Consider the following 12,051-nt stretch of genomic DNA (forward strand, 5'->3'; position numbering starts at 1 on the left):
GTCTCGAAGTCGGCGGCGGCCGCGGACAGCGCGGGCTTCCGCCAAAGATCTACGGGCTACGAAGATCTAGGGGCTGTGGATGAACGGCGGGTGGCGCGGTCCGCACCACCCGCCGTCCTTCTGCCAGCCCTTTGGCCCGGAAGGTCAGGCCGTTGGCCGGAGGATCAGGCCTGCTCGGCCTCGGCGGCCGGAGCAGCCTCGACCTCGACCTCGACCTCGACCTCGAGCTCGGCGGCGGGGGCCTCGACGACCTCGGCAGCGACCGGAGCCTCGTCGGCCTGCTCGGCGTCGGCGACCTTCTCCGTCTCGGCGGAGGTCTGCACCTCGGCCTCGGCGGCGGGGGCCTCGTCGGCCTTCTTCTCGCCTTCGAGCAGGTCGCGCTCCCACGCGGCGAGCGGCTCGCCGGCGGCCTTGTCACCCTTGGCCTCGGCGGCGACACCGGAGCGGCTGATGAGGCCCTCGGCGACGGCGTCGGCGATCACGCGGGTGAGCAGGGTGACGGAGCGGATCGCGTCGTCGTTGCCCGGGATCTTGTAGTCGACCTCGTCGGGGTCGCAGTTCGTGTCGAGGATGGCGACGACCGGGATGTTGAGCTTCCGGGCCTCACCGACCGCGATGTGCTCCTTCTTGGTGTCCACGATCCAGACGGCGCTGGGAACCTTGGACATCTCGCGGATACCACCGAGGGTCTTCTCCAGCTTGGCCTTCTCGCGCGAGAGCACGAGAAGCTCCTTCTTGGTGAGACCGGACGCGGCGACGTCCTCGAAGTCGATCTGCTCAAGCTCCTTGAGGCGCTGCAGACGCTTGTAGACGGTGGAGAAGTTGGTGAGCATGCCGCCCAGCCAGCGCTGGTTGACGTAGGGCATGCCGACGCGGGTGGCCTGCTCGGCGATGGCCTCCTGCGCCTGCTTCTTCGTGCCGACGAACATGACCGTGCCGCCGTGGGCGACGGTCTCCTTGACGAACTCGTAGGCGCGGTCGATGTACGACAGCGACTGGAGCAGGTCGATGATGTAGATGCCGTTGCGCTCCGTGAAGATGAAGCGCTTCATCTTCGGGTTCCAACGACGGGTCTGGTGACCGAAGTGGACGCCGCTTTCCAGCAGCTCCCGCATCGTGACGACGGCCATGGCCGTTCTCCTTGATTTTCTCGGTTGTGCCGCGAGCACCGGGACGGCACTCGCGCCTGACGCCCACGTGCGCGTGCCCAGAGGACCGAGGAGCGCTGACACCGGTTTTTCGTCTGCTCGACGGAGGACCAGATGTCGGGGCGTGCGAAGTCGACCCGGTGACCCGGATCGCCAAAGGAAGTGTACGGGACCCGCGAGGTACCGGGTGACGCCGTTGTCCACAGCCGGCCGGTGGTCCACAGTTCCCGGCCATGATCGGCGCGGGTACGGCACGGTTTGTGCCATGCGGATGCGACGAGACGACCGAACTGCACGTACTGGCCTCGCCTTACTACTGGCCCTCCTCTTGACCTTGCTGACCTGTACGGCCCGAGCGAACGACAGCCCTCCCCCGGCACCCGGGATCCCCGTCCCCTCCGTACCGGCGATCGCACGCACCTGGCCGGTCGGCTCACACCCCCTGGTCCTACGAGGCTGGGAACCCCCGGCAACGCTCTACGCCCGGGGCCACCGAGGCGTGGACCTGGCAACCCCGCCCGGCGCTCAGGTACGAGCGGTGGCGGCAGGCCGGGTGTCCTTCGCGGGCCGGGTGGCGGGCCGAGGGGTGGTCGCGGTGGAACTGACCGGGACGGACCTCCGCACGACCTACGAACCGGTGGCCGCGTCCGTGAAGAAGGGCGACGAGGTGAAGCCGGGCGAGGTGGTGGGGACGGTGGAGATCACCGGCTCCCACTGCTCGACTTCGTGCGTGCACTGGGGCCTACTGAGAGGGGAGATGTACTTGGACCCGCTGGAGCTATTGCCGCCATGGCTACTGAACAGAGGGCCGTCCCGCTTGTTGCCGGTACTAGGAGCGCCCCTTTAGAGGCGCGGGGCTGTATCGATTTGCGGCTCCGCCGCGGGGCGCGACCAGCCCCCACCGACCCGCAGCAGACACTCAGCCCTGCACACCCCTCAAAGCCATACTCACCGCAGCCTCAGTAATCACCGAGGGATCCTCCGCGGCACCCAACTCAATCCGCCGCACAGCCGCATCAACAACCCCTTGCAGCAACATCGCCGCCAACCGAGGTTCCCCGTGCCCCATATCCCCGAGCGCAGAGACGATCATCGCCACCAACCCCCCATGCGCGGCACGGATCTTCTCCCGAGCCCCCGCATCCAACTCACTCGCGGAGATGGCAACCACAGCCCGATGCCGCCGGTCCCCTACCAACGCCAGCTGCTGCCGTACGTACGCCTCGACCTTGCCCTCCGCCGAGTCCGCCCGCCGCATCGCCGCCGACACATCCGCCGCCCACACGGGAAAGTCGACCTCGCACAGCTCCTCGACGACAGCGGCCCGAGAGCGGAAGTACTCGTACACGGACGACCGCGCGAGCCCCGTCCGCTCGGCCAGGGCCGGGAACGTCAGCGCCTCCGTCCCGCCCTCGGACAGCAGGGAACGAGCCGCGTCCAGCAGGGCGGCTCGCTGCATCGACCGGTGCTCGGCCACGGAGGCCGCTCGAATCCTTGGCACGTCAACCACTCTACGGACGGTCCACCCCCGGCGGGAGTGGCTCAGGCCATGCAGGCACGATTCTGCGAGGTCAGAAAGGCCGCACGGCTTTCGCTCAACGGCCGAAACTCGCCAGCTTGGCGCGCAGCTGCAGCACGGACTTGGTGTGGATCTGGCTGACCCGGCTCTCGGTCACTCCGAGCACGTTGCCGATCTCGGCGAGGGTGAGGCCCTCGTAGTAGTACAGCGTGACGACGGTCTTCTCCCGCTCGGGCAACGTGTTGATCGCCCGCGCCAGGAACCTCCGCAGCTCCCGGCCTTCGGCCACCTCCACCGGGTTGTCGGCGGCGGTGTCCTCCAGGGTGTCCATCAGGCTGAGCCGGTCGCCGCCCTCACCGCCGGCGTGCAGCAGCTCCTCCAGCGCCACCACGTTGGCCAGCGACAACTGGCTGAAGACGGCGTGGAGTTCCTCCACCGCGATGCCCATCTCGGCGGCCACCTCGCCCTCGCTGGGGGTGCGTCTGAGCCGCGCCTCCAGCGTGGCGTACGCCCGCTCCACGTTCCGCGCCTTCTGCCGCACCGAACGCGGGATCCAGTCCAGCGCGCGCAGTTCGTCGATCATCGCGCCCCGGATGCGGGTGATCGCATACGTCTCGAACTTGATCTCCCGCTCGATGTCGAACTTCTCGATCGCGTCGATCAGTCCGAACACCCCCGACGACACGAAGTCCGCCTGTTCCACATTGGGCGGCAGCCCGACGCTCACCCGTCCCGCGACGTACTTCACGAGCGGCGAGTAGTGCAGGATCAGCTGCTCGCGCAGCCGCTCGTCGCCCGTCGTCTTGTACGACCGCCACAGCTCGTCGAGCGTCGAGGGAGCGGGCGGCCGGACGCTGCCACCGTCACGGGCGGCTGGGGGGATCGCCGCCGCCCGGTCGGACCCGGAGGTGTGCTGGGGCATTCGTCGCCTTGTGCCGTTCTGCCGTGAAGTGGGGTTGCCTGGGTGAGCTGTCGGAGTGATGGGGAGTTACCGGTCTGTCTGCCGGTCTGTGCCGGAATCCCCGTGAGCGTAGCGTGACTGGAGTGTCGCGGTGTGCGAAGGGCGGGGCTCGGACCGGGCACGGACGGGTTCGACGAGGTGCCGGAACAGGTCACTCCGATCGCTCTGCGTGATCATCGGAATGCGCCAACTGCGGGAATTCCCAAGGGTGTCGGGGTTCCCCCGGACGGCCGAACACGCTCGGTCAGCGGCGCCCCCGACCGGGCCGGACCGAGATCATCGCCTGGCGTGTCAACTTCCAGCCGTCGCCGTGTCGTTCGACGTAACCAAGTGCTCGGAGTTCGTACAGTCTCGCGACCGCGTCGTCCTCCGTGGTCTGCGCACCGCGCGCGATCTCCCGCGGCGGGGCCGCCCTGTTGCCGGGCAGTGCGGCGAGGATGCGCCGGGCGGCCGGTTCCAACAGGTCGCGCGGGAGCACCGGTCCGCGTCGGTCCGGGGCCAGTTCGCCCATGCCGCCGACCAGTTCGACGACTTCGGCGGCGTCGGTGACCAGCACCGCGTCCCCGCGCAGGAGTTCGTGCACACCGGCGGACAGTCCGCTGGTGGCCGGGCCGGGTACCCCTATCGTGTGGCGTCCCAGCCGCTGCGCGGCCCGAGCGGTGACGAGGGACCCGCTCCGATAGGCGGCCTCGACGACCACGGTGCCCCTGGTGAGCGCGGCGATCACCCTGTTCCGGAGGATGAATCTGCTCGGTGTCGGATGTTCCCCGGGCGCCAACTCGCCCACCACCAACCCTTGTTCGGCGATCCTGCTGATCAACTGGGTGTGGCCGCGCGGGTAGGGCCGGTCGACGCCGCAGGCGAGCACGGCGACGGTGGCACCATCCGCGCCGAGGGCGCCGCGATGTGCGGCACCGTCGACTCCGTAGGCGCCGCCGGACACGACCACCCAGCCGTCCTCCGCGAGGCCGGCGGCGAGGGTGGCCGCCATGTGCGCGCCGTACTCGGTGCAGGCGCGGGCGCCGACGACGGCGACCGACTTGAGCGCCCACACCCGCAGGTTGGGCAGCCCGCGCACCCACAGCCCGACGGGCCGCGCGTCCCCGAGATCGTCGAGCTGGGCGGGCCACTCGACGTCACCGGGACACACGAACCGCACGCCGGCGTCCTGCGCGACGGCCAGGTCCCGGTCGGGCTCGACCAGTCCGGCCCGTGCGCACAGCCCGGCCCACCGCTTGTCGGTCACCCCGGTGAGCTGTGGACCTCCGTTCCGCAGTCGCCGGGCCACTTCCACGGCCCCTAGCTCCCGGATCCACCGGCCGGCGACCTCGTCGCCGGGTTCGACGACCCGGGCGAGGAAGACGCGGGCGAGGAACTCGTCGCCGGCGTCCTCGTTCGCGGTCATGCCAGTGCCCCGATGGACATCGGCGCGCCTCGTGCGACACCCGTGCGCAGTTGCAGGGCCAGGGCCACGTCCAGCTCGTCGGGCCGGTCGTGACCCTTGAGGTCCGCGACCGTCCAGGCCACACGCAGGACCCGGTCGATCCCGCGCGCGGTCAACGCGCCCCGCTCCAGGCTGCGTTCGGCCTCGTCCATCGCCCCGCGCACAGCGTGCCAGCGGCTGCGCAGTTCACGGCCGGGTACCTCGCTGTTGGTGCGCCACGGGGTATCCGCGAGGCGTGCCGCCGCCCGCTCCCGCGCCGCCCTCACCCGGTCCGCGACCGCCGCGGTGGTCTCTCCTCGCGCACCGCGCACGCTGAGCTGGTCCCGCGTGACGCGGTCCACCGTGACCCGCAGATCCACCCGGTCGAGCAGTGGGCCGGAGATCCGGGCCTGATAGCGGCGGATCAATGAGGACGGGCACTCACAGAAGTCGTCCTTCTGTGAGTAGCGGCCACAGGGGCACGGATTTGCGGCGAGCACCATCTGGAACCTCGCCGGGAACCGCACCACACCCGCACTACGGGCGATCACCACGTACCCCGACTCCAGTGGCTGCCGCAGCGCGTCGAGGGCCTGGCTGCTGAACTCCGGAGTTTCGTCGAGGAAGAGAATTCCCCGGTGCGACAGGGAGACGGCTCCGGGCCTCGCCATGTGGGGTCCGCCCCCGACGAGGGACTGCATCGTGGCCGAGTGGTGCGGGGCGCAGTAGGGGGCGACATCGATCAGGGGTTTGCCCGGAGGCAACAGGCCCGCCACCGAGTGGACCGCCGTGACCTCCAGCGAGTCCTGCCGGCTGAGCGGGGGCAGGATCGCGGGCAGCCGCTCCGCCAGCATGGTCTTGCCCGCACCCGGCGGCCCCTCAAGGAAGAGGTGGTGTCCGCCAGCCGCGGAGATCTCCGCCGCCGTGCGCGCCGCGTACTGCCCGACGACATCGGCGAGGTCATGACCGAGGTCATGATGTGCCGCCCCCACGCTGTGCATGCCCGTGGCCGCCCCGGTGCCCGGCACGCGCAGGCCGGCGAGGAGCGGATCGGGTCGGCCCAGGTCGTCCGGTTCCTCGTCGGGGACGGGCTCGTCCGCGAGTACGGCGATCAGTTGTCGCAGGCTGCGGACGCCGAGCACGGACACCCCGGGCACGAGGGACGCCTCGGCGGCTGCGCACTCCGGCACCACCACCTGCTCATAGCCCGCGTCCGCCGCCGCCAGCACCGCCGGGAGGATGCCCCGGACCGGGCGGACCCTCCCGTCGAGTCCCAGTTCTCCGATCATCACGATGTCGGCGAGCACCCGGGGATCGATCCGTTCGGCCGCGCCGAGTACCGCCGCCGCGACGGCCAGATCGAAGCCGCTGCCGCTCTTCGGTACGGACGCCGGGCTCAGACCCACCGTCAGTTTCTTCTGCGGCCACGCGGCTCCCGAGTTGACGACCGCGGCGCGCACCCGGTCCTTGCTCTCCGTCAGGCTCTTGTCGGGCAGCCCCACCAGCGTGAACGCGGCGACGCCCGGTTCGAGGTCGGCCTGGACCTCGACCACCACACCCTCGACGCCCACCAGCGCCACCGAACACGTACGAGCGAACCCCATCTCAGACCACCCCCCGAGCGTGCTCGACCACGGGCCCGCCGCGTCGGGGCACGACGACGCCCACCAGGTCGATACGGACCCCTCCCGGCGGGGCTCCGCCGTGGACGTGGATCCACCGCGCGGCGAGCCCGCGTAGGCGCTCCGCCTTGTCGGGGGTCACGGCGGCCATCGGGTGCTCGAAGGCACCGGCCCGCCGTGTCTTGACCTCGCAGACCACCAGGACGTCGCCGTCCCGCGCCACGATGTCGATCTCGCCGGTCCTGCCACAGCGCCAGTTGCGCTCCAGGACCGTCATTCCGGCCGCGACCAGCCGTCGTGCGGCCACCGTCTCGCCGTACTTGCCGAGTGCACTGCGTGCGTTCATGTCGGCACCACCTCCGGCACCAACCGTCACGCAGAACGGTCCACCAAGTGGATCTTGGTGGACCGTTCACCGATTGTGGATATCTCCGTCACCCGCACGAGCGACATTCACCCCGCGGGTACTCGCCGTCACCCGCCCGGCAGCTCCAGATCGCTCTTGTTCAGCTCCTCGATGTTCACGTCCTTGAACGTGAGCACACGCACCTGCTTCACGAAGCGAGCCGGTCGATACATGTCCCACACCCAGGCGTCCGCCATGGACACCTCGAAGAACACCTCGCCCTGGACCGAGTGCACCTGCATCTCGTAGTCGTTGGTGAGGTAGAAGCGCCGCTCGGTCTCGATCACGTATTTGAACAGACCGACGACATCGCGGTACTCCCGGTAGAGCTTCAGCTCCATCTCGGTCTCGTACTTTTCGAGGTCCTCGGCGCTCATGGCATGTTCCCCTTCACCCGTGCGATCCCACCATTGTGCGCCAGTCCCGTAAGCCCCTAGACGATTTCGGTGTCCAGGGTCACGGGCCCGGCCGGGGGACCTTCGTCGAGCAGCCTGCGGAGCAGCTCGGCGAGTCTGGTCGGATACACCGTCTCATGCGCCCGGTCCAGTTCCCGGCACGTCCACCAACGTGCTCCGGAGACGCTGCGTCGCTCCAGCTCGGTGAGGGCCGTGGCGCCGGGCACTCCTTCGGCCGTAGCAGCCGTCCTGGCCAGGTAGTACCACTCGTCCTGGTCCCAGCGGCGGCCCGCGAACGGGAAGGAGCATGTCCGTGTCCACAGGACCGGGCCGAGTTCGACCTGGGTGATGCCGGTCTCCTCCGCGAGTTCCCGTAGGGCGGCCTCCTCGTGGGTCTCGTCGCCCTCCAGGCCGCCGCCGGGGGTGAACCACCAGTCGTCGGCCGGATCGTCCGGTTCGTGGCCGTGGAGCAGCAGGATGCGGTCCTGCGGGTCGAGCAGGATGACCCGGGCGACCTTGCGCAGGCCGCCCTCGTAGGAGTCCTGGCCCTCCTCGGTGACCTCAGCGGGCACCGGCGGGCTCCGTCCGGGTACGGGCGCGACGGCCGCCCGCCAGCTTGGCGACGGGGCCGTAGGCACCTCCACCGAGGACGAGGACCATGCCCGCGACGATCAAGGCGACGATCACGCGCAGGGGGCCGGGCTGGGAGAGGCCGCCGAGTTCCGCGAAGCCGGTGGGGCGCTCCAGCATGCCCTTCATGGGCCAGACGACGGCGTCCACGCGGGCGTTCACGGCGCTGCTCGCGACGGTGCCGCCGGCCACGTCCGTGAGGTGGGCGCTGGAGTCCAGGGAGCCCTGGCGTTCGTCGCCGAGCAGGAACAGGCGGCCCTTGGGGACCTTCACCGTCGGGATCGTCTTGTCCTCGACCGCGCCGCCCTTGAGGTAGCCCTCGTCGATCTGCTTGCCGTTGACGACCAGCTTGCCGTTGGTGCAGCAGGAGACGGTGTCCCCGCCGACCGCGACGACGCGCTTGACCACGGGCGCGTTCGTCACCCAGGTCTTGTCGGTGAAGACGACGACGTCGCCCCGGCGCACCTTGCTGCCGTCGATGCGCTGCGCCAGCACCCGGTCGCCCATGTCGATGGTCGGCGTCATGGAGCTGGTGGGCACCGTGTACGGCCGGTAGACCACCGCTCCCCAGCCGAATCCGCCGAGGAACAGCACAAGGCCCAGTGCGACGGCCAGCCCGGACAACCGCTGTCCGGTCCGGCTGCCCACCGGGCCCTTGCCTGTGCCGCCGCCTGTGCGCGGGGCCGTACGTGTTGCGCTCTCGCCACCCATGAGTCCGCACCCTACCCGGCGGTACCGAGGGTGGTCAGCCCTTCCTCCGGGACCAAGGTCACAAGCTCTACAAGGCCTTTACTCGTCCTTGCCCGACCGCTTGCGGCGCCACAGGACCAACGGCAGGACTCCGACGAGGGCGAGGCCCTGCGGTGCGGCCGTCAGCAGGCGGGAGGCCGAGGCCTGCGTGTTGATGCCGGTCTGGTCGAAGGTGTCCGGGATCGGCAGCGTGCCCCAGCGGTTGATGGGCCAGGCCTTGACGATCGCGCGGCCGACGACCTCCTTCACCGGGACCATGCCGTGGTACTTGTCGGACTGGTTGTAGCGCGAGTCCCGCGAGTTCTGCCGGTGGTCGCCCATCACCCAGATGTCACCCTTGGGGACCTTGACGGTGAACTGACCGCCCTGGTCGTCGTTGGTGCACGGGGTGTTGCCGGGGTAGACGTACGGCTCGTTCAACGCCTTGCCGTTGACCGTCAGCGGGCCGGTGCCGCTGCAGGAGACCGTGTCCCCGCCGACGCCGATGACCCGCTTGATCAGGTCCCGCTCCTGGGCCGACGGCATCAGGCCGATCCAACTCAGCACCTTCTGCAGGGCGTTCGGGTCGGCCGTGGGCTCGCCGTCCAGCCAGTGGCCCGGGTCGTGGAAGACGACGACCTCACCGCGCTCGGGCTCGGAACCGAACCACGGGGTGAGCTTGTCGACCAGGACACGGTCACCCTGCTGGAGGGTGTTCTGCATCGAGTCGGAGGGAATCGAGAACGCCTGCACCAGGAACGTCTTGATCAGCAGCGCGAGGACGAGCGCGATGACGATCAGGATCGGCAGCTCCTTCCAGAAGGAACGCTGCTTCTTCACCTGGGGGGTCGAGTCACCCGGCCCCGCTTCCTCGGTCCGGGTCGCGTCACCCGGCGCCGTACCGTCCTCGTCGACTCCCGAGTCACTCCCGGAGGTCACGGCGCTGTCCGCGGCCGGGACGGGTGCTTCCACGGGACGTTCGTGGTGCTCCTCGCCGTCGTGTCCGGACCGTGCGCCAACCGCCACATCCCCCACGCCAACTCCTCACTCCGTGCCGCCGCCTGCGCCATCCTCGGCGCAGGCCCACCACTCCCATAACGAGCGGGAGTTCCGCAGGGCTCGGGAGTTGGACCGATCCGTTCGGATCGACCGGGGCAACCCTATGCGACAGTTCGGGAGCGGCGGTCGTCCCCGCCACCGAGTTGGAAACCGATGCGAAGGTTTTAGGTTCGTTCAGGCTGGTCCAGTGGCCCATGGGCCAGGCGATGACCTTGGCCCGCCCCACCACCAGGCTCAGCGGAACCGTGCCGCCGTAGCTGGTGTTCTGGTGGGCCCGGGAGTCCGCCGAGTTGCCGCGGTGGTCGCCCATCACCCACAGCCGGCCCTTGGGGACGGTGATGTCGAACGCTGTTTCGGACGGTGCGTTCCCGGGATACAGGTAGTCGCCCTCGGTCAGGGGAACGCCGTTGACGGTCACCCGCCCTTGCGCGTCACAGCACTTGACGTGGTCGCCGCCGACGCCGATGACCCGCTTGATGAGGTCCTTCTCGTTGTCGGACGGCAACAGGCCGATGAACTGGAGGCCTTCCTTGACCTGCTTGACGACGACGGGGTCGTTCTTCTTGGTGGTCTCCTCGTCCCCCAGCCAGCCGCCCGGGTCATGGAAGACGACGACGTCACCGCGCTTGGGCTCGGAGCCGAACCAGGGGGTGAACTTGTCGACCAGGACGCGGTCGCCGATGCGGATCGTCTGCTCCATGGAGCCCGACGGGATCACGAACGCCTGGACGAGGAAGGTCTTCAGGACGAGGGCGATGAGGACGGCGACACCGACCAGGAGGGGTATCTCCCGGACCGCGCCGCGCCTGCGCCGCCGCTTGACCTTGCGCTGCAGCTTGCGCCGCTCGGCCCGGCTGCGGCCGGCGCCCCCTGCCGGCGCCAGGGCGCCCGCGCGCCGGAAGCCGGTGGGCAGCAGGTTCTCGTTCCCGAAGGAGCCGCCCGGCGTCGCGCCGCGTGGCCTTCCGCGGTTACCCATGGGCGCCGTCCGCGGCGGGGACACGTCCGTAGGCGCCGGGCCGGACGAGGTGGGTCCAGTGCCCGGCGGGCCAGACGATCCAGTCGGCTCGTCCGATGACGTCACCAACAGGAATCATGCCTCCGCCCGGATCGCCCAGGTGATCCCGGGAGTCGCTTGAGTCGCCTCGGTGGTCACCGAGGACGAAGAGAGTGCCCTGGGGCACGACCACGTCGAAAGGCACGGCGGACGGGGTGTCTCCGGGGTACAGGAACGCCGTCTCGTCGACCGACCGCCCGTTCACCTGGAGCCTCCCCTCCTCGTCGCAGCAGACCACGTGGTCTCCCCCCACACCCACAACGCGCTTGATGTAGTCGGCGTCCCCGAAATAGCCGGTGCCGTCGAACACGACGATGTCGCCGCGCCGCGGATGAGCACCGAAACGGTACGCCAACTTATTTACGAGAACGCGGTCGCCGATCCTCAATCCGGATTCCATGGATCCGCTGGGAATTTGGAATGGCTGCAGCAAGAACGTGTTGAGCAGCAGCAGAAACACCAGACAGACCAGGGCAGTCAGGGTGATCCGGCCGCCGGGCAGCCACTCGGCGACACGCGACACCAACGCGAAACGCGACCGTTCCTCCGGGCCCCCTTCGTCCGAGGTGTCCTCGGAGTCGGAAGGGCGGGAGGAGCGGTCGCGCTCCGTGTGCTGTGCTTCGGTGTCCATCGGGGCCAGATGTTATCCGGCCGAGATGTGAACTCCCCGATCGCGATCAGTTGTCGCGCTTCTCCTTGATCTTCGCGGCCTTGCCGCGCAGGTCACGGAGGTAGTACAGCTTCGCGCGACGGACGTCACCACGGGTCACGAGCTCGATCTTCTCGACGATCGGGGTGTGCACCGGGAAGGTGCGCTCGACGCCGACGGAGAACGAGACCTTGCGGACCGTGAAGGTCTCGCGGACACCGGCGCCCTGGCGACGGATGACTACGCCCTTGAACTGCTGCACACGGGAGCGGTTGCCCTCGATGACGCGGACGTGGACGTTGACGGTGTCACCCGGGCGGAAGGCCGGGATGTCGGTGCGCAGCGAGGCGCTGTCGACGGTGTCGAGCAGGTGGGACATTTCGTCTGCTTTCTTCATCGATGCCACAGGTCACCGACGGGAGATAGGTGTTCTGAAGGATGCTGTCCGTGTCGGGG

Annotated in this window: 14 protein-coding genes; 1 reads left to right on the top strand and 13 read right to left on the bottom strand. The window is 69.4% G+C overall.

What is annotated here, in order from left to right:
- Positions 1-164: 164 nt before the first annotated feature.
- On the bottom strand, positions 165-1,130 hold the full coding sequence (gene rpsB, locus AB0I69_RS19005; RefSeq protein ID WP_363096791.1) for a 30S ribosomal protein S2: 966 nt from the start codon (positions 1,128-1,130) through the stop codon (positions 165-167).
- Positions 1,131-1,413: 283 nt separating this feature from the next.
- Here rpsB and AB0I69_RS19010 point away from each other — a divergent pair, with 283 nt between their 5' ends.
- Positions 1,414-1,995, top strand: a complete 582-nt coding sequence (locus AB0I69_RS19010; RefSeq protein ID WP_363096792.1) for a M23 family metallopeptidase — start codon at positions 1,414-1,416, stop codon at positions 1,993-1,995.
- 72 nt (positions 1,996-2,067) lie between these two features.
- On the opposite strand, the gene AB0I69_RS19015 is transcribed toward AB0I69_RS19010, so the two are convergent.
- The 12 genes from AB0I69_RS19015 to rplS form a co-directional block, all read right to left on the bottom strand.
- A complete protein-coding gene (locus AB0I69_RS19015) occupies positions 2,068-2,625 on the bottom strand; it encodes a helix-turn-helix domain-containing protein (RefSeq protein WP_363097117.1) in 558 nt (185 codons plus the stop codon).
- A 118-nt stretch (positions 2,626-2,743) separates the two neighbouring features.
- Positions 2,744-3,589, bottom strand: a complete 846-nt coding sequence (gene whiG / locus AB0I69_RS19020) for an RNA polymerase sigma factor WhiG (RefSeq protein WP_317884257.1) — start codon at positions 3,587-3,589, stop codon at positions 2,744-2,746.
- A 283-nt stretch (positions 3,590-3,872) separates the two neighbouring features.
- Positions 3,873-5,033: a DNA-processing protein DprA gene (dprA, locus tag AB0I69_RS19025; protein WP_363096793.1), complete on the bottom strand. Its 1,161-nt coding sequence runs from the start codon at positions 5,031-5,033 to the stop codon at positions 3,873-3,875.
- Entirely contained in the window at positions 5,030-6,655 is a 1,626-nt protein-coding gene (locus AB0I69_RS19030; RefSeq protein ID WP_363096794.1) for a YifB family Mg chelatase-like AAA ATPase, read from the bottom strand. The genes dprA and AB0I69_RS19030 overlap by 4 nt, the downstream gene beginning before the upstream one ends.
- Before the next feature lies 1 nt (position 6,656).
- Positions 6,657-7,019 (bottom strand): YraN family protein, encoded by a 363-nt coding sequence (locus tag AB0I69_RS19035; RefSeq protein ID WP_363096795.1) that lies wholly within the window; start codon positions 7,017-7,019, stop codon positions 6,657-6,659.
- A gap of 128 nt (positions 7,020-7,147) precedes the next feature.
- Positions 7,148-7,456 (bottom strand): DUF2469 domain-containing protein, encoded by a 309-nt coding sequence (locus AB0I69_RS19040; protein ID WP_003965949.1) that lies wholly within the window; start codon positions 7,454-7,456, stop codon positions 7,148-7,150.
- Positions 7,457-7,512: 56 nt separating this feature from the next.
- On the bottom strand, positions 7,513-8,046 hold the full coding sequence (locus AB0I69_RS19045; RefSeq protein ID WP_363096796.1) for an NUDIX hydrolase: 534 nt from the start codon (positions 8,044-8,046) through the stop codon (positions 7,513-7,515).
- Positions 8,036-8,815: a signal peptidase I gene (lepB, locus tag AB0I69_RS19050; RefSeq protein WP_363096797.1), complete on the bottom strand. Its 780-nt coding sequence runs from the start codon at positions 8,813-8,815 to the stop codon at positions 8,036-8,038. The genes AB0I69_RS19045 and lepB (AB0I69_RS19050) overlap by 11 nt, the downstream gene beginning before the upstream one ends.
- Before the next feature lie 78 nt (positions 8,816-8,893).
- Positions 8,894-9,868 carry a signal peptidase I gene (lepB, locus tag AB0I69_RS19055; protein WP_363096798.1) on the bottom strand — a complete coding sequence of 325 codons (975 nt, stop codon included), beginning with the start codon at positions 9,866-9,868 and terminating at the stop codon, positions 8,894-8,896.
- On the bottom strand, positions 9,756-10,868 hold the full coding sequence (gene lepB, locus AB0I69_RS19060) for a signal peptidase I (RefSeq protein ID WP_363096799.1): 1,113 nt from the start codon (positions 10,866-10,868) through the stop codon (positions 9,756-9,758). The genes lepB (AB0I69_RS19055) and lepB (AB0I69_RS19060) overlap by 113 nt, the downstream gene beginning before the upstream one ends.
- Positions 10,861-11,577 carry a signal peptidase I gene (gene lepB, locus AB0I69_RS19065; protein ID WP_363096800.1) on the bottom strand — a complete coding sequence of 239 codons (717 nt, stop codon included), beginning with the start codon at positions 11,575-11,577 and terminating at the stop codon, positions 10,861-10,863. The genes lepB (AB0I69_RS19060) and lepB (AB0I69_RS19065) overlap by 8 nt, the downstream gene beginning before the upstream one ends.
- Before the next feature lie 46 nt (positions 11,578-11,623).
- A complete protein-coding gene (rplS, locus tag AB0I69_RS19070) occupies positions 11,624-11,974 on the bottom strand; it encodes a 50S ribosomal protein L19 (RefSeq protein ID WP_148010680.1) in 351 nt (116 codons plus the stop codon).
- Between the last annotated feature and the right edge of the window lie 77 nt (positions 11,975-12,051).

This window comes from Streptomyces sp. NPDC050508 (genome assembly GCF_040655155.1).
Classification (GTDB): Bacteria; Actinomycetota; Actinomycetes; order Streptomycetales; family Streptomycetaceae; genus Streptomyces.